The organism is Siphonobacter sp. SORGH_AS_0500 (genome assembly GCF_002838835.1).
Classification (GTDB): domain Bacteria; phylum Bacteroidota; class Bacteroidia; order Cytophagales; family Spirosomataceae; genus Siphonobacter.
On sequence record NZ_NHPP01000001.1, the window covers coordinates 162,659 to 183,277 of the forward strand.

General features: G+C 44.7%; 18 protein-coding genes and 1 pseudogene. 11 read left to right on the forward strand and 8 right to left on the reverse strand.

The genetic code is table 11. The features are described 5' to 3' along the window. Positions 1-354: 354 nt before the first annotated feature. The 7 genes from BWI96_RS00725 (at position 355) to uxaC (ending at position 6,576) form a co-directional block, all read left to right on the forward strand. Positions 355-1,575 carry a sugar MFS transporter gene (locus BWI96_RS00725; RefSeq protein ID WP_106634795.1) on the forward strand — a complete coding sequence of 407 codons (1,221 nt, stop codon included), beginning with the start codon at positions 355-357 and terminating at the stop codon, positions 1,573-1,575. A gap of 265 nt (positions 1,576-1,840) precedes the next feature. Next, positions 1,841-2,443, forward strand: coding sequence for a flavodoxin-dependent (E)-4-hydroxy-3-methylbut-2-enyl-diphosphate synthase (locus BWI96_RS23075; protein ID WP_369804029.1), 603 nt, complete (start codon positions 1,841-1,843; stop codon positions 2,441-2,443). Then, the gene (locus tag BWI96_RS00730) at positions 2,437-3,852 is read left to right on the forward strand and encodes a flavodoxin-dependent (E)-4-hydroxy-3-methylbut-2-enyl-diphosphate synthase (RefSeq protein WP_369804030.1); all 1,416 of its coding nucleotides are present in this window, start codon (positions 2,437-2,439) and stop codon (positions 3,850-3,852) included. Before BWI96_RS23075 ends, BWI96_RS00730 begins: the two co-directional genes overlap by 7 nt. Positions 3,853-3,935: 83 nt before the next feature. Beyond that, positions 3,936-4,127, forward strand: a complete 192-nt coding sequence (locus BWI96_RS00735) for a DUF6728 family protein (RefSeq protein ID WP_106634796.1) — start codon at positions 3,936-3,938, stop codon at positions 4,125-4,127. A 15-nt stretch (positions 4,128-4,142) separates the two neighbouring features. Further along, positions 4,143-4,505 (forward strand): MmcQ/YjbR family DNA-binding protein, encoded by a 363-nt coding sequence (locus BWI96_RS00740; RefSeq protein ID WP_106634797.1) that lies wholly within the window; start codon positions 4,143-4,145, stop codon positions 4,503-4,505. A 4-nt stretch (positions 4,506-4,509) separates the two neighbouring features. Then, complete coding sequence (locus BWI96_RS00745) at positions 4,510-5,061, forward strand: tetratricopeptide repeat protein (RefSeq protein WP_106634798.1); 552 nt, start codon at positions 4,510-4,512, stop codon at positions 5,059-5,061. Between the two features lie 90 nt (positions 5,062-5,151). Beyond that, positions 5,152-6,576: a glucuronate isomerase gene (gene uxaC, locus BWI96_RS00750; RefSeq protein WP_106635035.1), complete on the forward strand. Its 1,425-nt coding sequence runs from the start codon at positions 5,152-5,154 to the stop codon at positions 6,574-6,576. A 48-nt stretch (positions 6,577-6,624) separates the two neighbouring features. On the opposite strand, the gene BWI96_RS00755 is transcribed toward uxaC, so the two are convergent. From BWI96_RS00755 to BWI96_RS00765, 3 genes are all read right to left on the reverse strand, one after another. Then, positions 6,625-7,644 carry a thioredoxin family protein gene (locus BWI96_RS00755; protein ID WP_106634799.1) on the reverse strand — a complete coding sequence of 340 codons (1,020 nt, stop codon included), beginning with the start codon at positions 7,642-7,644 and terminating at the stop codon, positions 6,625-6,627. A 140-nt stretch (positions 7,645-7,784) separates the two neighbouring features. Beyond that, positions 7,785-8,099 (reverse strand): gliding motility protein GldC, encoded by a 315-nt coding sequence (gldC, locus tag BWI96_RS00760; protein WP_106634800.1) that lies wholly within the window; start codon positions 8,097-8,099, stop codon positions 7,785-7,787. 242 nt (positions 8,100-8,341) lie between these two features. Then, positions 8,342-9,118, reverse strand: a complete 777-nt coding sequence (locus BWI96_RS00765; RefSeq protein ID WP_198555105.1) for a DUF4197 domain-containing protein — start codon at positions 9,116-9,118, stop codon at positions 8,342-8,344. Between the two features lie 183 nt (positions 9,119-9,301). Here BWI96_RS00765 and BWI96_RS00770 point away from each other — a divergent pair, with 183 nt between their 5' ends. After that, entirely contained in the window at positions 9,302-10,561 is a 1,260-nt protein-coding gene (locus BWI96_RS00770) for a competence/damage-inducible protein A (protein WP_106634801.1), read from the forward strand. Between the two features lie 57 nt (positions 10,562-10,618). Further along, positions 10,619-11,941, forward strand: coding sequence for a dihydrolipoamide acetyltransferase family protein (locus BWI96_RS00775; protein WP_106634802.1), 1,323 nt, complete (start codon positions 10,619-10,621; stop codon positions 11,939-11,941). A 416-nt stretch (positions 11,942-12,357) separates the two neighbouring features. On the opposite strand, the gene BWI96_RS00780 is transcribed toward BWI96_RS00775, so the two are convergent. The 5 genes and pseudogenes from BWI96_RS00780 to BWI96_RS00800 form a co-directional block, all read right to left on the reverse strand. Further along, positions 12,358-13,131 (reverse strand): acyl-CoA desaturase, encoded by a 774-nt coding sequence (locus BWI96_RS00780; protein ID WP_106634803.1) that lies wholly within the window; start codon positions 13,129-13,131, stop codon positions 12,358-12,360. Positions 13,132-13,250: 119 nt separating this feature from the next. Further along, a pseudogene (locus BWI96_RS00785) lies at positions 13,251-13,873 on the reverse strand (DUF4159 domain-containing protein). Between the two features lie 53 nt (positions 13,874-13,926). Further along, positions 13,927-14,640, reverse strand: coding sequence for a 16S rRNA (uracil(1498)-N(3))-methyltransferase (locus BWI96_RS00790; RefSeq protein ID WP_106634805.1), 714 nt, complete (start codon positions 14,638-14,640; stop codon positions 13,927-13,929). Positions 14,641-14,700: 60 nt separating this feature from the next. Further along, positions 14,701-15,267 (reverse strand): hypothetical protein, encoded by a 567-nt coding sequence (locus BWI96_RS00795; protein ID WP_106634806.1) that lies wholly within the window; start codon positions 15,265-15,267, stop codon positions 14,701-14,703. 90 nt (positions 15,268-15,357) lie between these two features. After that, positions 15,358-17,565, reverse strand: coding sequence for a glutamine synthetase III (locus tag BWI96_RS00800; protein ID WP_106634807.1), 2,208 nt, complete (start codon positions 17,563-17,565; stop codon positions 15,358-15,360). A 486-nt stretch (positions 17,566-18,051) separates the two neighbouring features. On the opposite strand from BWI96_RS00800, the gene BWI96_RS00805 reads away from it, so the two are divergent. Together BWI96_RS00805 and mtaB are read left to right on the forward strand one after the other, a co-directional pair. Next, a complete protein-coding gene (locus tag BWI96_RS00805) occupies positions 18,052-19,068 on the forward strand; it encodes a glutamine synthetase beta-grasp domain-containing protein (protein ID WP_106635037.1) in 1,017 nt (338 codons plus the stop codon). A gap of 161 nt (positions 19,069-19,229) precedes the next feature. Then, entirely contained in the window at positions 19,230-20,555 is a 1,326-nt protein-coding gene (gene mtaB / locus BWI96_RS00810; protein ID WP_106634808.1) for a tRNA (N(6)-L-threonylcarbamoyladenosine(37)-C(2))-methylthiotransferase MtaB, read from the forward strand. The last annotated feature ends 64 nt before the right edge of the window (positions 20,556-20,619 follow it).

Genomic DNA, 20,619 nt, shown 5'->3' on the forward strand with positions numbered 1-20,619 from the left:
TCTGAAAGTTTGTCAGCAACGCCCGGCCATTCGAGGAAAGAGCAATTCTTGTGTCAAAGAAACTGAACTCTTTGAACAAATGTTCCTTTCTTTCGATAAAAAGCAAAAAAGTCTTGGGTGAAGATGAGTCAGATGAATTGTTCCAACCAGAAGGTTTTGCGAATCATTTTTCAGTAAAATTTGCCCATATCCCTTAAAAACTAATTGCTTACCCTCTTTTTTGTAATAAAATCCAAACCATATTTGGTAGATCAATCATTTGGATGCAGGTAATTATTAAAATTATTTATAAATTCACGAACTTTTATCAACTGCTTAACGCACTTACACTCCCTATTCTATATCTAACTTTCTATGTCTCAAACAGCTAAACCGCAGCAGTCGTACCTGGGCCCATTGATTATTATTGGTGTACTGTTTTTCATTTTCGGCTTCGTGACGTGGGTAAACAGCGTGTTGATTGTCTTTTTCAAAAATGCTTTTCAACTCAGTACGTTCTCGTCTAACCTCGTTGCCACTTCCTTTTTTATCTCCTATGCTCTGATGGCCATTCCTTCTTCTTGGTTACTGAAGAAAACGGGCTTTAAAATGGGCATGTCTTTTGGCCTAGTTACCATGGCCGTTGGTACCTTAATTTTTGTTCCGGCGGCTAAAACCCTTTCCTATCCTTTGTTTCTCGTTGGTTTATTTCTGATTGGAATTGGGTTAACTATTCTACAAACTGCTTCAAATCCCTATGTAACCATCCTGGGCCCTCGTGAAAGTGCGGCTCAGCGTATTAGTTTTATGGGGGTAGCTAATAAACTGGCGGGTATTACTAGCCAGCTTATTTTCGGTAGTCTTTTGTTATCGAATGCTACTACGGATAGTTCGGCCACACTTGAAAAAGTAGTAACACCATATATGATTTTAACGGGTGTATTGATAGTTCTGGCTATCTGGATTCGTTTCTCTAATCTTCCTGAAGTATCTGAAGAAGATGATGATGATATTACTGAACACGTAACCACAACTCGTACCAGCGTCTGGCAATTTCCTAATCTTGTCTTAGGCATTCTGGCTTTGTTCTGTTACGTGGGAGCAGAAGTAATCTCAGGAGATACCATCATTAACTATGGCTTATCAATTGGGTTTTCAAGCGACGAAGCAAAGTATTTTACGGCCTACACCCTGTATGGCATGCTGGCAGGATATATTCTAGGTATTGTCTTAATCCCTAAAGTTCTTTCTCAGCAACTTGCCATGCGAATTGGAGCGATCCTAGGCATTATACTCTCTATTGCCGCATTGCTAACTACGGGCTTTACCTCTGTGTTATGTGTTGCTTTAATTGGTTTCGCCAACGCCCCTATCTGGCCTGCCATCTGGCCTCTGGCCCTAAATAAACTAGGTAAATTTACTAAGCTGGCTTCAGCACTATTAATTATGGGTATTACGGGTGGAGCTTTACTTCCTCTTATTCATGGCTACCTCACTGATACCGTAAGTCCTCAATTAGCCTACGGACTTCTTATCCCTTTGTATGCGTACATCCTGTTCTATGCCCTGATTGGTCACAAGAAACAGTCCTGGTAAGCTACGGCTAGAGTAATTATAGAAAAGGCTATTTGAGATTCCTCAAATAGCCTTTTTTCATTAACGTGTAATTTATTACGTAAGGTCGAATATTCATTCTATAGCATTACTACAAGAAATTGATGAATCAGAGGTAATATTTGCAAAGTGTCTATCGAACATTTCTTCTGTTTTGATCGTTAAGATTCAGGTATATTTTTAGTAAATAACTCGCGGATACGCCTGCCCCCCACTACCTTTGCAGGACGAGCTTTTATCTAAGTACATGCAAGTAAAATCGGAATTTCAAATGCCTGATTCCATGGCAGCTGGCCCATCCTATAGTCAATCATTAACTTCCTATACCCGCCGACCCACCACACAGGTTCGCGTGGGAGATCTCTGGATGGGCTCTGATTACCCCATTCGTGTTCAGTCCATGACTACTGTAGACACGATGGATACCCTGGGTTCGGTGGAACAATCCATCCGCATGATTGAAGCCGGGTGTGAACTCGTGCGTATTACCGCTCCGAGTGTGAAAGAAGCTCAGAATTTAGATAATATTCGAAAAGAACTGAATCGTCGGGGTTACCATACTCCGATTTGTGCGGATATTCACTTTACCCCCAACGCTGCCGAGTTAGCTGCTCGTCTCGTTGAAAAAGTGCGGATTAACCCCGGTAACTACGCCGATAAAAAGCGTTTCGAAATCATTGATTATACCGAACAGGCGTATCAGGATGAAATTCAGCGGATTCGCGATAAATTCATACCCCTGGTTCGGATTTGTAAGGAATACGGCACCGCCATGCGAATTGGAACCAACCATGGTTCTTTATCCGACCGGATTATGAGTCGTTACGGCGACACCCCGGTAGGATGGTAGAGTCGGCTCTGGAATTCTTACGGATTTGTGAAGATGAGAACTTTACGAATATCGTTATCTCCATGAAGTCTTCCAATCCTCAAGTAATGGTCGAGGCATATCGCTTGTTATCCAAAAAGTTACAGGAGGAAAAACTCAACCCTTACCCACTACACTTAGGGGTAACTGAAGCAGGGGAAGGCGAAGACGGGCGTACCAAATCGGCCATGGGCATCGGTACGCTTCTCGAAGATGGTCTGGGAGATACCGTTCGGGTAAGCTTAACGGAAGATCCTGAATTTGAAATTCCCGTGGCTCGTACGCTGGTTGATCGTTATAACAACCGCAGCGAAACCGCTTCCTTCATCGAACCGATTGACGTATTACCCATCGATCCTTATAGTTACTCGCGTCGGATAACGGCTGAAGTTGAAAACTTTGGCGGGAAAAATGTACCCCGGGTAATTGCCGATTATTCTCAAATCGACATCAGCGAACCCGCTGATTTACAACCCATCGGGCATTTCTATTTACCTGCTACCGATAAATGGGCGATGAACGACCTCGGAGCCGATTATATCTATTCCGGTGCCCGGCCCGTTCCTTTCATGTTACCCAATGGCCTGAAAGAAATCATTGATTATACAACCTGGAATACCCTCAAGGATCAGAGTCGAACTTATCCTCTACTAACTAAAGAGGAATACCTCATTACTATTCTGAATGGCAGCGTTTTACAGGCTACTCATTTTATAAAACTACAAATCAGCGATTGCGAAGGAGATATTCTGAATTACTTACAGGAAGATCCTTACGCCATTCTGGTTATTGAAACGAAGAATACGCACGCGATGGCCGAGCTTCGTCGTTTGTTCTTCAAATTAGCCCAACATCGCATTCATTTGCCCGTAGTAACCCAGTGGACGCAACACAGTGATTCCGTAGATCAAACTACGCTTTACGCGGCCACGGATTGTGGGGGTTTACTGGTAGATGGCTTAGGCGATGGCTTGTTAATAAAACAGACTGATTCGGCTGATCACCACAAAAACAACGCTAAATTTTTAAACTCACTGGCGTTTGGGATTTTGCAGGCGGCCCGTACCCGGATGAGCAAAACGGAGTATATCTCCTGCCCGTCTTGTGGACGTACGCTATTCGATTTACAGGACACTACGGCTCGAATTCGACAAAGAACAGACCACCTCAAGGGAATTAAAATCGGGATTATGGGTTGTATAGTTAACGGCCCCGGTGAAATGGCTGACGCAGATTACGGTTATGTAGGTATGGGCGTAAACAAGATTGCTCTTTATCGCGGTCAGGAAGTAGTCAAACGCTCCGTCCCTGCCGACCGGGCACTCGACGAACTTATCGAACTTATGCGTGAAGACGGCGTCTGGAAAGAACCCGAAGCCGTTTTAGAGTAAATTAAAGTAGTTTGAGGTAGCTAGTATTCTATCATTCAGAATTCTAACTCAAAACTACAAACTCAAAACACCAAACGAATTTCATGGAAAATCGCATTAAAAAACAATTTCAACTGGGCGAAGCCTTTCGTTATTTTTTTCGCGTTTTCGGAAAAAAAGACCCCTCTCGTCCCGATAGCTTCAATTTAAGACTCATGCACGGCATCAACAAGATCAGCATTGTGATGTTCCTGTTTTGTTTGATTGTGATGATTGTACGGGCTTTTACTCGTTAATAAAAATTCATCCCCGTGAATTTAGAATTGTTCCGTGAGCATTGCCTGCGTATGCAGGGCGTTACCGAAGAAACCCCTTTCGGGCCTGACACCTTGGTTTATAAGGTAATGGGAAAGGTTTTTGCCCTAACCCCATTGGATACCGAATCATTCTCCTGTAACCTCAAATGCGATCCCGAAAGGGCATTGGAGTTACGGGAGCAATATGACTGGATTCAGCCGGGGTATCACATGAATAAAAAACACTGGAATACCGTTACGAGTCCTGTGGGAAGTTCAGATACGCTCATTAAGGAATTAACCAACCATTCCTACGACTTGGTGAAATCCAGTTTACCCAGAAAATTACAGGCTGAACTAGCTCAGCTTCCCAATTGAAACTATGGAAACGATTGCCCTGATCCTGTTATTCATTCCCTACGTGATTATTCGGTATTTCACGGAAGATCATGACACGCCCGCCGATAAGGACCGGAAGCGTTTCAGTGAGGGTATTGATCTGGTAAAGAACAAGCAATACGAAGAAGCTCACGCCTACTTCTTTTTGCTGGTAGATCGTTATCCTAAATCAGCCATTGCTTACCTCTACCGGGGCATTTGTAATTATTACCTCGGCAACTATTACTCGGCCCTGTACGACTTCACTCATTCCGCTTCTTTCGATAATACCCAGTGGGAATGTTTCCTTTACAAAGGACTTTCGCATTTAGAACTCGGCGAATCAGATCAGGCCTTTCTGGAACTGGATAAGGCCGTTTGGCACTCGCGTTCAGAAAATCCGAATGTGCTCCGTTTTCGGGGCGAAGCCCGTTACCGCCTCCAGCAAATGGACGCTGCTCGTCGCGACTGGGAGCAGGCCGCTCAGTTGGGAGATGAAAACGCCGCCCATTACCTGCAATTGCATTTTGGTTCGCCTACGCGACTGAAGAAATAACCCGGGTCGGGCCGATCTTCATTTATTTTGAAACTTTTTTGAGGGATAGAGTGAATTTGTCAGGTCTTGACAGAAAAGAACGCTATTCGTATGAACGCCACATTACTCTCTGTTAAGCCGTTCCTGAGCGAAGATTTCCTCCTCCAAACTGAAACCGCTCGTGTACTGTATCATGATTATGCACGAGAAATGCCCATAATCGATTACCATTGCCATCTTCCTCCCGATCAGATTGCTGCGGATAAAAGCTTTGCAAATTTGACCCAGATCTGGCTTTATGGCGATCATTATAAGTGGCGTGCCATGCGGACGAATGGGGTGGCAGAACGCTATTGCACCGGGGACGCAACCGATTTCGAAAAGTTCCAGAAATGGGCCGAAACGGTTCCTTATACCATGAGAAATCCTTTATATCACTGGACTCACCTGGAGTTACAGCGATATTTTGGCATTGATCGCGTTCTGAATGGCCAATCGGCTAAAGAGATTTATGAGGAAGCTACGGCTTTGTTGAATACGCCGGATTACACGGTGCGGAACCTACTTCGCCGGATGAACGTCGAGACGGTTTGTACAACGGATGATCCATCGGACGATCTGAAATTTCACCAGCAATTGGCGAATGAAGGTTTTGACATCAAAGTGTTACCGACCTTCCGTCCCGATAAGGCTATGCTTTCGATTGATGATCCGTTGGATTTTAATGCTTACGTCGACAAAATCGAAGGCGTTTCCAATAGTTCAATCAGTACGTACGACGATTACGTAGCGGCTCTCCGCCAGCGTCACGACTTTTTCGCTTCTTTGGGTGGTCGCTTGTCTGACCACGGCCTGGAGCACATGTACACCGCTGAGTATACAGAATCCGAAATTCGTACGATTTTTGCTAAAGCCCGCAGCGGACAGTTACCCTCCGTGGAAGAACGTCTGAAGTTCAAATCTGCCATGTTGCTCGAATTTGCCATCATGGACTGGGAAAAGGGCTGGACGCAACAGTATCACCTCGGTGCTTTGCGGAATAACAATGCCCGGCTGCTTCGTCAGTTGGGTCCTGATACGGGTTGGGATTCCATCGGAGACTTTGGGCAGGCTCGTCCGTTAAGCACCTTCTTGGGCATGCTGGATAACGACGATAAACTGGCCAAGACCATTCTTTATAACCTCAATCCAGCCGATAACGAAGTGTTTGCGACGATGATCGGTAATTTCAACGACGGCAGCACACCCGGCAAGATTCAGTGGGGTTCGGGCTGGTGGTTTCTGGATCAAAAGGACGGCATGGAGAAGCAGATCAACGCTCTGTCTAACATGGGCTTGCTGAGTCGCTTCTTAGGAATGCTAACGGACTCCCGCAGTTTCCTATCCTACCCTCGTCACGAGTATTTCCGTCGTATTCTTTGTAATATGATTGGAAATGACGTTGAAAACGGGGAGTTACCCGCCGACACCGAATGGCTCGGCCAGATGGTTCAGAACATTTGTTACAACAATGCGAAAGAGTACTTCAAGTTTTAATTGAGAAAGAGAGTACATAACAAACGCCGCAGTGACGGGCCGTTTGTGTTATCTTCTACCCCGGCTTAACAGCATAGTTGCTTTCTGTACTACCTGTGGGTTCTGTGACTTACCTTTTAAGTAATTTCCCAAATACGTAAACTCATCGGGTCCCGGACTTCCTAACTTCTCGTACTGATTGACCCGGTCAATGACCTGAGCCCATTGCTGGGTTTTGATCAAGGCATTCAGTTCAGGAATCAGTGTTCGATTTTCGATTGATTTTCTGTCAAATCCCAGCGTATTTAAGTAAGACCCTAATTTCTGAATTCGTGCGGGACTCATAGTAGCCGCCCGGCTGGAGTATAGCGTCGTCATGACAATGTACTCACCGATCTTCTTTAAATCTTCGGCGGGAAATTTCGACTTATACAAGGCCAAATGGGTCATGAAGTAATCAAACAAGGGATTTTCAGCATCGAGTAATACCTTCTGGATAACCGTAAACGCGGCTTTCGACGTATACTCAGCAGGCTTGAGTGCTTTCGTATAAGCCTGCATGGTCTGAATGTTACTCACCGTATCTTTCATAATACGGCTAAAATACCCGTAGTCTGCCAGAAAACTGGGATTACGTTCTCCCTGCCGAAAACGATTCTGATAATTTTGAGCCCGTTGTTTGGGGTCTGCCACCTTACTAGCCAGAGCGACTAAGGGTTGTACTGCATTTTCAGTACTTTGAGCGTGAATGAGCTTCACGTTCGAATCAAAAAACAGAAATAAAGGTAAGGACGGAACAAACAGGTTTTGCTTCGCCAGAAAAGCCTGAGCCTCGGGCGTATTAACGTCCAGCTTATAACTCACAAACCGATCATTAAATGCTTTCCCTACGGAAGCATTCTTAAAGGTCGGAATAAAACTCTCGCAGATGTGACACGTAGGCGAATACACTTCCAGGAAAACTAATTTTCCCTTTGTCTTCGCCTGGGTGAAAGGCGTTCGAAGATTACCCGGAATAAAGTTAACGCCTTGCCCGAAGGCATAAGTACTGGTAATAAGAAAGGCTAAAACCCAACTGAGTTTCCGCATAAAGATTGGAAAATTTGATCGTTTGAAGTTTGAGAAATGAAGTTAACGCTTCCATCGCTAAAGCGAAATTTATCAAACGATCAAACTACCTATTATAAATTATTTACCGCCATTTCGCTGTAACTCTTCGAGTTCAGCCTTTAGGTACGGCTCAGAATTTTGCAAACGTCATGAATTTGCTCGGCCATTTTCTTATCGCCTGTGGCTGATATAATAGAATCCGCCACACCTGACATGATTTCAATGTAAAATTGCTTCATGTCGCCTACTTCCATGTCTTTCGTCCATAAATCAAGCTTCATCGTTGCCCGGTGGTAACGATCCCAGGTGGCAATAGAAACGGCCTGCGTGTCATTCAGCCCTTCGTTTGGGTTGTCTGAAGCATCCCAGTAAATTTTGTTGGGAACGTTATTCTCGTCTAATTCAACGTCAAAATGGATTTCTGCTTTTTTCATAAATGAATGGCATGCGTGCCCGTTTCAAAAAATTTAATCAGGTTAGTAAAGGGCAAAAGCCTTCGATAAGTTCCTTCCTTATCGTTGTTTGTTAGTTGTTGAAAGTTGTTGGTTCTGTTTGTAGAGATTAGTTACTATTTCTCTACCGCTGTCAGCTTTTTGCTGGCAACAACCAGTCAAGTATCAGGGAAGGTACTGCCAGCAAAAAAGCTGGCAGCGGATACATTATACTAAGCACCTAACTACTGCTGTCCAAAAACTTTTTTCAGCAAATCAGTCACCCGGGCCTGTGGATTCTCGCGGATTTTCGCTTCCTCCTGTTCGACCAGTTTAAATAACCCATCAATCGCTTTACGAGTGGCGTAGTCATTCAAATCAGGGTTCAATTTCTGAGGTACCAATGGCAATTTATTATAACTCGTTACGATTGTACCGTAATATTTAGTGGCCTGCGTCTTTTCAATCGAAGTCTGAATCACTGGCGAGAATTCTTTGTAAAGAGCATCAAAGGATGTACGTTTTAGATATTCCGTCGCTGCGTTTTTCTCCCCTTTCAATATATTAATGGCATCGGGAATCGTCATTTTCGTAATCGCATCCACGAAAATAGGGAATGCTTTCTTCGACGCGTCTTCAGCTCCCCGGTTCAGGGTTAATACAAACTGATCGACTTGTTTTCCTAAACCAATTCTGCGTAACGTACTTTCAGCCTTCTGAATCTCAGGGGGTAATAAAATTTTAATCAAGGAATTTTTAAAGAAACCATCCGTCTTTGAAGCCTGATCGGAACCATTGCGAATACCTACGGTTAAAGCTTCCTTAAGACCTTTGGCAATTTCATCCGAACCTAAACCCGTTGCCGAGGAACTTTGATTCAGAATCGTTTCAGCCTTTTGAAGAATGCCGCCCCAGCCACTTTTTTTAGGAGCTGCCTGGGTAGTATCCGTCTGAGCCTGAACTATTTGTGTAGTCAATGCTAGTACTAACAGACTACCAACCCATGTTTTTACTGATTTCATAAAGATTCGTGTGGTTGATGTTTTAAATTGGGTCAAGACTTTTTATGTAGTTTTGAGCTGCAAAATTAGAGCAAAATCGAAACATACCGCCAGATATTACGATTAGCTTTATGAAGCGAAGATGATCAACGATGTTGTCATCCTCTCTCCTAGTTTCTGGTACAGACTCCTTACGTAGAAAAAATGAATACCATTACTGCTGAAATTATTACGATTGGAGACGAGATTTTGTTTGGACAAATCACGGATACCAACACCCAATGGATCGGAGCTGAGTTATCAGCCATTGGCGTTCGAACCATTCGAAAAAGCTCCGTGGGCGATAATAAGTCTGAAATCTTACGCATTCTGGCCGAGGCCGAACAACGAGCGGACATCGTTATTATCACGGGCGGACTCGGTCCCACCAAAGACGACATCACGAAAACAACCCTTTGCGAATATTTTGGAACCAGTCTGGCTATCCATGAAGAGGCTCTGGTATTTGTTACCGAATTTTTCCGGAAAAGAGGTCGCGAGATAACCGACATTAATAAGGGCCAAGCCGCCCTGCCCTTAAATGCGACGTACATCCCTAATACCCGCGGCACTGCTCCGGGCATGTGGTTTCAGGAGCGTAATACCATTTTCGTTTCCTTACCTGGCGTTCCGCATGAAATGATTGGCTTAATGACGGACGAAATCATTCCCCGCCTGAAGCAATCATTCGAATTACCCGTCATTTATCATAAAATGATCAAAACGATTGGGATTGGGGAGTCCTTTCTGGCGGAGCGAATTGAAGCCTGGGAAGACGCCCTCCCTTCGCACATCAAGCTGGCTTATCTGCCTTCCATGAGCATGGTAAAGCTGCGACTCACCGCTACGGGAACGAACGTGGATGTTCTGGAAAAAGAAGTCCAGGAACAGGTAATAAAAGTTTTACCTTTAATTTCGCCCTACGTTTTTGGCTACGATTCGGATGAATTTGAAGACGTCGTTGCTGAGTTACTGAAAAAATCAGGACAGAGCCTCTCAGCGGCGGAAAGCTGCACTGGAGGGTACCTTTCTCACCTGATTACCAAGGTTCCAGGATGTTCAGCATATTTTGAAGGTGGCGTGGTAAGTTACTCCAACGAAGCCAAAATGCACACGCTCGGCGTTCAAGAACAAACGCTCCTTGCTCACGGAGCAGTTTCCGAAGAAACCATTCGTGAAATGGCCGAAGGCGTTCGTAAACGTTTTCAGACTACCTTTGGACTCGCAACCAGTGGAATAGCTGGCCCTGATGGCGGCACTGCCGAAAAACCCGTGGGTACCGTCTGGATTGCTCTGGCTACGCCTCAACAAACGATTACCAAAAAGCTCACCCTCGGAGGAACCCGTGAACAGAACATTCATCAGTCGGCTATTTCCCTGCTGAATGTATTAAGAAAGGTTCTGCTCAATATTCCTTTGGATTAATTGCTGAAATGACTTTGAATCAAGAATTCATCGTCGTTTTATAAACACAGTTTTCTTATGACTGAGATTCTCATGCCTGCCATGGGCGAAAGTATCCACGAAGCAACCGTATTAACCTGGCTGAAAAAGCCCGGCGATCACGTGGAAATAGATGAGCCTCTGCTGGAAGTAGCAACGGACAAAGTAGATACCGAAATTCCTTCTACGCATACAGGTATTTTGAAGGAGATTTTGATTCAGGAAGGTCAGGTTGCCGTTATTGGCAAACCCATTTGCCGCATGGAAAGTACGGGAGTGGCTACTCCTGAAGCGAAACCGGAGCCCCCTACTCTGGATGAAAACAGCAGTCCAGAGGAAGTAGCCAGTTTCCTGGAAAGTTCTGTTCACTCGGCAGCGGCTTCACTCGGCCCGCGTTTCGAAACACCCGCTACTCAGGGTCGTTACTACTCCCCTTTAGTTCTCACTATTTGCGAGAAGGAAGGCATTTCTATGGAAGAGCTCAATGCGATTCCTGGGACTGGAGCTGACGGTCGTGTAACCAAGAATGATATTCTGGATTACGTAACCAATAGACCTGCCCAGAAGCCTACTCCTGAAACACCCCAACCCGTTGCGGCACCAACGCCAGCTCCCACCAATGCTCCTAAACCCGTAAGCGTTAGTAGCGGTACTGTAGAGATTGTTGAAATGGATCGGATGCGGAAGATTATCGCCGAACGAATGGTGGATTCCAAACGCATCGCTCCTCACGTAAGCAGCTTCGTTGAAACGGACATGACCACGCTTTCTCGCTGGAGAGATCGGATGAAGGGTCAGTTTCAGAAAGAATACGGTGAGAATCTGACCTACACGCCTTTATTAATTGAAGCCGTGGTGAAGGCGATTAAAGATTTTCCGATGATTAACAGCTCCGTCGAAGGAGATAAAATTTTGGTCAAGAAAGCGGTTAACGTAGGTATGGCCGTTGCTCTTCCCAATGGTAATCTGATCGTTCCTGTGATTCATAACGCGGATCAATACAATCTGGTTGGCTTAACCAAGAAGATCAACGATTTGACGAAGCGGGCTCGTGAGAACAAACTCAAGGCGGAAGATCTGGTAGATGGAACCTATACCGTTTCAAACATCGGTTCTTTTGGAAACATCATGGGGACACCTATCATTCTGCAACCTCAGGTAGCAATCATGGCTTTTGGCGTTATTCAGAAAAAACCAGCAGTCATCGAAACGCCCGAAGGTGATGTAATTGCGATCCGTCAAAAGATGTTTATCTCTCACTCTTATGATCACCGCATTGTTGATGGCTCACTGGGAGGTCAGTTTGTCAAACGAGTGTCAGATTATCTGGAAAACTTCGATCCAAACCGCAAGCTGATCTAAATCAGGCTATTACTACCAGGAGGTTTTGTAGAAGAAATAGCTTAGCGTCGGTTTATGCTATAGCTGGTGTCTCATCATTACCCCAATCATTTGTATGCAAATAGTGGTTGGTGAGACACCAACCACGGCGTAAAGGTAAACGTAGGGTCTGATTCTCCCCGCCACGGCTGGTGTCCCACCAATCATTTGCACGCAAACAGTAATTAGTGAAACACCAACCACGGCGTAAGGTAAAAATCGCCTCTTACCCAGACGCGATAAAGTCGCGTCTCTACTCGAAAATCCCCCGCAGTCACTCGGCTAGAGCCGAGCGACTGCGTAAGGCAAATAGAAGAGTTCACTTATAACCTCTCGATTATTCCAATAAAAAAGGACGACTCATACGAATCGTCCTTTTTTTATTGGTAACTTTTTAATTAAGCTTCCACTTCCTGTAATTCTTTAGCTTTGACAGGCTTCAAGCGGATGATACGCATCCAGTGGAGCGTCTTGATTACCGGATAGGTAGGATCAAATTCAAACCATTTTGAAGCAAAGTTTACCTGGTTAGGTAACTTGTGGTGGTTGTTCTGGAATAATTCACCCATCATCAGGAAATCCAGAATCAGTGAGTTACGAGACTTATCGTTGTTATCGTAGTTCTGGTAACCGTATTTGTGACCACTCCAGTTTACGATTGCACCGTGAACGGGGCCCATCAGGAAGTGAATAGGCAACAGGAAGAAAAACGCCCAGTGCATATCAAACCAGATGAAAGCAGCAATGTAAACCAAAGAATAAGCCGTACCCCAGCCGATGCGGGAAATCCATGAATCACCGATTTTCTCAATGGTGTTCCAGTAAGGATAGTTACGATCAAATTGTGGTTCAATTTTGGTTTTACCAAAAAGAATCGCGTTATAAATGTCTTTCGTCTTCCACATCATCGTGAAAGCGTTGCTTGAGTTGTGAGGTGAGTGAGGATCTCTTGGACCATCGCTAAACGCGTGGTGCATCCGGTGAAGGATCGCATACCCTTTAGGACTCAGGTAACTCGAACCTTGCGAGATGTACGTAAGCAAGTAGAAGAAGCGTTCCCAAAACTTATTCATCGTAAACATCTTATGAGCAGAGTAACGATGCAAAAAGAAGGTCTGGCTGAACAGCGACAGGTACCAGTGAATAATAAATGTTGGAATAATTAGTTGCATTTCGGCAGAATTAAAATTGTACCAGTGACAAAGTTAAGAATCAAACTCCAGCTTTAGCAGGATAGTTGCAAATGTTTATAAAATATTCAAAAAATTTTTCATACTATACATTTCCAGAATTATAAAGTGGTCATGGCGTAATAAACCAAATTGGCTCCCATTCGCAAGGCTTGCTGCCGCACGGTTTCGGGGTCGTTATACACACTTTGATCTTCCCAGCCATTTCCTAAGTCACATTCGTAACTAAAGAAACAGACCAGTTTTCCCTGCCAGATTAATCCCCAGCCCTGCGGCGACTTGCCATCGTGTTCGTGCACTTTGGGTAAGCCCGCGGGAAAAGGAAACTTCGCCTTGTATAGGGGATGATTAAAAGGTAACTCGACAAAATTTAGCTCAGGAAAAACTTTTTTCATTTCTCTACGGACGAACTTTTCCAGTCCGTAGTTATCGTCAATATGCAGGAATCCTCCCGCTATCAGATACTTACGTATATTTTGAGCTTCGGATTCAGTGAATACTACATTCCCATGCCCAGTCATGTGCACAAAGGGGTAATTAAAGAGTTCAGGACTCCCCGGCTCAACAATATCTTCCTCCGCCGCCAGATTGGTTTTCAAGTTCTGATTGCAGAATTTGATCAGATTGGGTAATGAAGTTTTATTACCATACCAATCGCCCCCCCCCCGTATTTCAAGCGGGCAATTCGTAGCGAAGCCTGCTGAGCCCAGGTATTCAGACTCATCAAGCAGATGATAATCAACACATTTCCAGCAATCCGTTTCAGATTCATAGGCTTTACTGATTCATCAAATCAAGCGTGTGTACGGCTATAAGGCCCGCCGTTTCGGTTCGTAAGCGACTGTTTCCTAAACTCACCGACAGAAACCCAGCCCTTTTTGCCTCTTCAATTTCCGAAGCGGTAAAGTCTCCCTCCGGTCCGATCAATATAACGTAATCTTTACCCGGAATGATTTCCGTTTTCAGCAATTTCCGGTCATCATCTTCCAGGTGAGCTATGAACTTCTGACTACCTAACCTTACCTGATTCAGAAAATCCTTCCATGGAACAAGCCCTTCTACCGCTGGTAAAGTCAAGTTCAGGGATTGTTTCAGGGCAGAAACGGCAATTTTCTGCAAGCGTTCCAGATTAATAGATTTGCCCTTCCAGTAACGTTCGTCCGTACGTTTGGTTAGAATAAAGCTTACGCGGCTAACGCCCACTTCCACGCATTTTTCCAGCATCCATTCAATCCGATCCAAATCTTTAGTTGGCGTAATCGCCAGATGGATCGAATACGGACGTGTCTCTTCCCGTTGTTCGGACCGAATCTGTACAGAGCAGCGTTTGGGATTAGGGTTTACGATTGCTGCCTCGTAAAAACTCCCTTTGCCATCAACAATTTTTATAATATCGCCCGTACCCAATCGCAATACTTTCACGGCGTGACGTGACTCTTCTTCCGATAGATACAGGTGTTCCTGAATTTCTGATTCAAAAAATAAATGCATGCTCTAGTAATCAGTGAATGATGATCAGTGTCACCATTCACTGATCCATACTAATAAGGATTATTCCTCTTCGTCCAGACTGTGGAAGGAATACAATGTAGGGTCCAGCTCTAACTGCCCTGACGTGAATTCTGAAACGAATTGCTCAATCACCTGGTCGTTCAATACCTCTACATTCAGGCAAACGTCCAGCTCAACCGTACCTTCTTCGGGGTTTACTTCCGTTTCCAAGTGCTCGGTTACTTTGATTTCCTCGTTTTCCTCAATCTCTTCAATAATTTCCGTAATCAGTAATTCCACTTCTTCGTCAATCTCATCATTAGCCTGATAGGTTTCATCACGCTGATCAATAGGAACGTAGAGTGGGTGTTCCTGCGTGGCCCGGCGTTCCGCTTCTTCGTACACCAGACTACTGTGGTGCAGGCGAAGCGTGTATAACACCGCGTCAAAAATCACTTCCTTCCCTTCATGGTTGCCAACAAATTGAAAGTGAGCATATTCATCTCCCATGGGTTCGTCCAGATCAGGGTCTTCGGTGTAAACAAAAGAATGGCCGCCCTGGCGGATTTCTTCTTTCAATTGCTGAATAGCTGATGAGTCGTAGCCGGAGTTTTCTGCAGTCGGCATATTAGTTATGCATTGGTTTGAAAGCCAAAGTACGAAAAAAAAGCCCGCAATGTCTGCGGGCTTTTTCCTATTTTTTAACTAAAAAGCGAATTAGCGAAGCATTAAAAGCTCACGGTATTTCACCAGTGGCCATTCGTCGTCATCCACGATTAGTTCCAGCTTATCGACGTTATAACGAATTTTTTCGAAGTAATCCTTCACTTCAGTTCCGTAAAGTCTGGCCTGTTCTTCGCTGTCGGTAATGGCATTTGCCTTTTTACGGGCTTCAGTCATTTCATCCACCAGAATCTGAATCTGAGCCGTATGTTCTGCAATACGTTTGATCGTTTCTACCGTTGGAGCGTAATACTTCTCTTCGATGCCGATGTCTTTCTGACCTTTCACGTTTTCCACCAGTTTGGTCTGATACTTCAGAGCCGTGGAGATAATGTGGTTAATGGCCAGATCACCAATGACGCGGGATTCAATCTGAATTTTCTTGATGTAATTCTCCAGCTCGATTTCGTAACGGGCGTGCAGTTCTTTCTCCGTAAAGATTCCGTATTTTTCAAAGAGGTCAACTACTTCTTTTCGAGTATAAACCGCCAGAGCTTCTGGAGCTGAACGAATGTTTGAGAGCCCACGACGTTCGGCTTCTACTACCCAGTCATCCGAGTAACCGTTTCCTTCGAAAATGATGCGTTTAGAAGAGGTAATGTATTTTTTCAATACTTCAACAATCGCCAGCTCTTTCTTCAGGTCGGTATTAATTAACTCATCGACATCCTTACGGAACTGAATTAACTGATCAGCAACGATCGTATTCAGAATCGTCATGGCAGACGCCGAGTTTGCCGAAGAACCTACGGCTCTGAATTCAAATTTGTTACCCGTGAAAGCGAAGGGCGACGTACGATTACGGTCGGTGTTATCGAGTAACAACGAAGGAACTTTATTAATACCCAGTTTCAGATACACGTTATCTCCTTTTTCGAGCTTGAACTCGGTCATTAGAGGCATGTTCTCGATGGTATCAATCACTCGGCTTAATTCAGAACCCAGGAATACCGACATGATGGCCGGAGGTGCTTCATTGGCTCCGAGACGGTGTTCGTTACCCGCCGTAGCAATGGTTGCCCGTAAAAGATCGGCGTGGTCGTGTACGGCCTTTACTACGCAGACCAGGAAACTAACAAAACGCAGGCTTTCTTTGGGTTTTGTGCTGGGACCCAATACGTTAATACCCGTATCTGTCGCCAATGACCAGTTATTATGTTTCCCTGAACCGTTAATTCCGGCGAATGGCTTTTCGTGGAATAACACCTTGAATTTGTGACGGGACGCAATTTTCTGCATCAGGTCCATCAATAAGGCGTTATGGTCACAAGCCAGATTTACTTCCTCAAACGTGGGAGCCACCTCAAACTGAGCGGGAGCCACTTCGTTATGACGCGTGCGAACGGGAATACCTAAACGCTGAGCTTCCACCTCGAAATCAACCATAAAGGCGTTCACGCGAGGAGGGATTGAACCGAAGTAATGATCTTCCAGTTGCTGACCTTTGGCGGGAGAATGCCCGAAAACGGTACGTCCAGCCATTAATAAGTCAGGCCGAGCATTAAACAGAGCTTCATCTACCAAGAAGTATTCCTGCTCTGCTCCCAGCGTCGGGATTGTTTTTTCGGTGTTACGGTCGAAATACTCACTCATGACTTTCGTGGCCGCTTTGTCAATGAGTTCAATCGACTTCAGTAATGGTGTTTTGTAATCCAGAGCTTCGCCCGTATAGGCTACAAATACACTGGGGATACAAAGTGTAGACGTACCTGCGGAGTTTTCCAGAATGAAAGCAGGCGACGAAGAGTCCCAGGCTGAATACCCACGGGCTTCAAATGTACTGCGAATACCACCGTTCGGGAATGAACTGGCATCCGGTTCCTGCTGAACCAGAGCGGAGCCTTTGAATTTCTCAATGGCTTTACCCGTTCCGGGAACAATATCAAAGAAAGCATCGTGCTTTTCGGCAGTAGTTCCGGTCAGAGGCTGAAACCAATGGGTATAGTGAGAAGCTCCTTTCGACAAGGCCCATGACTTCATGGCGGCGGCCACTTCATCGGCGGTATCGCGGTCTATTTTGTGTCCTTCTTTAATCGACTTCGTGATCCTTTGAAAAGTTTCCGGACTCAACAGAGACCGCATGGCTTCTTCATTGAAGGTTAAGCTGCCAAAATACTCCGTAACTTTTTCAGAGGGTACCTTTACCGTGGGCAACTGTCGGGACTGAGCAAGGCTTAATGCTTTAAAACGTGCTAATGCCATAGAATGGTAATTAGAGTCGGGGTATTACATTATAAAGAGGTTTCAACCTGGCTCTAAATAAATTAGGAACGGTGGCTGAAATGCAAATCTGCAAAAAATTAATTCTTCCTTACCTATCCTCTTGGTAAAATACAATTTCACTCTTGCACTAAGAGCATAGTTACTAAATTCATCTATTAAAAAATGGAGAGTGACTTTTTAATGCCTAACCCTTAAAAAGTGGGGTATTTTGTTAAAAACAGGTTAAAATTTAATGGATTTACCCAAAAATTCATCCATTTGATGATTTTTTCTAGAAAAATGAGGTGTAATGAAAAATATATATTAACAAAATAAAGATATTATTGTACATTTCAAATAATTCAAAACATTTTAACATAAAAAGTAAGAATATGCCAAATAATGATTTGGAAAAGTACTCATTATCGACTTAGATTTGACCCGTCAATCGAACGAATCGTTTCATACTACTTATATAACAAAACCATGGCAAAAGCTAAATTGGAGTATATCTGGCTCGACGGATACAAGCCCATGCAAAGCCTCCGCAGCAAGACTAAAATTGTTGATGATTTTTCAGGCAAACTAGAAGACCTCGATATGTGGTCTTTCGATGGCAGCTCCACCGAACAGGCTCCAGGTCGCTCTTCTGATTGTTTGCTTAAGCCAGTATTTGTTTGCAAGGATCCTGCCCGTTTAGGTGGCAATGGTTGGTTGGTAATGTGCGAAGTCTTGAATGCAAATGGTACTGCACACGAGTCTAACGGTCGTGCTACGATCGATGACGATGATAATGATTTCTGGTTCGGTTTCGAGCAGGAATACTTCCTGTGGGATCCCGAAACTAACAAACCTCTGGGCTTCCCAGCAGGTGGATACCCAGCTCCTCAAGGCCCATACTATTGCAGCGTAGGTGCTGGTAAGGCCGTAGGTCGCGAGATTATCGAAGAACACCTTGAGCTTTGCCTTGAGGCTGGTCTGAACGTAGAAGGTATCAACGCAGAGGTAGCTTTAGGTCAGTGGGAATTCCAGGTATTCGCCAAAGGTGCTAAACAAGCTGGTGATGAAACGTGGGTGGCTCGTTACCTGCTGGAACGCGTAGGTGAAAAATATAACGTAGTGATCAACTGGCATTGCAAACCCCTGGGAGCTCTGGATTGGAACGGTTCAGGTATGCACGCTAACTTCTCTAACACGTTACTTCGTACCGCAGGTAGCCGCGAAGCTTACGAAACAGTACTCGAAGCTTTCCGTCCTGTAGTGAAAGAGCACGTAGCGGTATACGGTCCTGATAACCACCTGCGTTTGACTGGTAAGCACGAAACAGCTGCCATCAACAAATTCTCTTGGGGTATCTCTGACCGTGGTTCTTCGATCCGTGTCCCCATCGCTACGGTTGAACGTGGTTGGAAAGGCTGGTTAGAAGATCGTCGTCCAAACTCAGCAGCAGATCCTTACAAAGTAGCTGCCCGTATCATCAAAACGGTTAAAAGTGCAGAATAATCTGCTTTGATATAGATTACCGAAAGCCTCCGACTCACATCGGAGGCTTTTTTATTAGCTCAAACTGAACAAATTAGGTATTTTTGCAACTTATATGAGCAACCAGCGGAACTCGTCAGGAGTTTTACGCCTTTTATTCTTCCCATAAGCGGGATGATTCCATGAAAAAAGTAGCATTTTATACCTTAGGTTGTAAACTTAACTTTTCTGAAACGTCGACCATTGCCCGGAATTTCGAAGAGAAAGGGTATCAACGCGTCGAGTTCAATCAGAATCCAGATATCTTCATTATTAATACTTGTTCCGTTACCGATAACGCGGACAAGAAGTGTAAGAAAATCGTTCGCGAAGCTCAACGGATTAATCCCGACGGTTACGTGGCGATTGTGGGTTGTTATGCCCAGTTGAAACCGCAGGAAATTGCTACCATTCCTGGTGTAGATGCTGTTTTGGGTGCTGCCGAAAAATTTCGGCTGGTAGAATTACTCGACGAATTTCAGAAAGAACCTACGGGTGAGGCTCGGGTTTATAACTCGAATATCGAAGAAGTGGTGGATTATCACGCCAGCTATAGTCTGAACGATCGTACCCGTACGTTCCTCAAAGTACAGGACGGTTGCGATTACCCTTGCTCCTATTGCACCATTCCCCTGGCTCGCGGGGCTAGCCGTAGTGATACCATTGAAAATGTATTGAAGGCAGCCCACGAAATTGCCGAACGTGGCGTGAAAGAAATCGTACTAACGGGTGTTAATATTGGTGACTTTGGTATTCAGAACGGTATTCGCCATGAGCGATTTGCTGATTTGGTAAAAGCTCTGGATGACGTAGAAGGGATTGACCGTTTCCGTATTTCATCCATCGAACCCAATTTATTGACCGACGAAATTCTGGAATTCATCAGTACCTCCAAACGTTTTGTTCCACACTTTCACGTTCCTCTTCAGTCGGGCAGTAACAAAGTGCTCGGCTACATGAAACGTCGCTACAAACGTGAACTATATGCTGATCGGGTGGCAAAAATTAAAGAATTAATGCCCCAAGCCTGTATTGGCGTTGATGTAATTGTGGGACATCCCGGCGAAACCCAGGAGTTATTTCTGGAAACGTATCAGTTCTTACAGGAGTTACCCATTTCTTACTTACATGTATTTACGTACTCCGAACGTCCCAATACGACTGCATTAACGATTAAGCCCGCCGTACCCGGTTCTCAACGAGCGGAGCGTTCGAAAATGCTTCATATTCTATCCGATAAAAAACGTCGGGCCTTCTACGAAACCCAATTAGGGAATACGTTACAGGTTCTTTTCGAAGAGGAAATTGAAAACGGTCAGATGCAGGGCTGGACCGAGAATTACGTCCGCATCACCGCTCAATACGATCCCTTGCTGATTAATGAGATCAAGACCGTTCAATTAACTACCATTGCTGAAAATGGCCTGGTGGAAGTGGAAGAACCCCAGATGATTGAAGCTCACTATTAATACTGATTTTCTGGCAATTATATAAAAAGGGAGCCCCGCAATGCAGGGCTCCCTTCGTATTCTA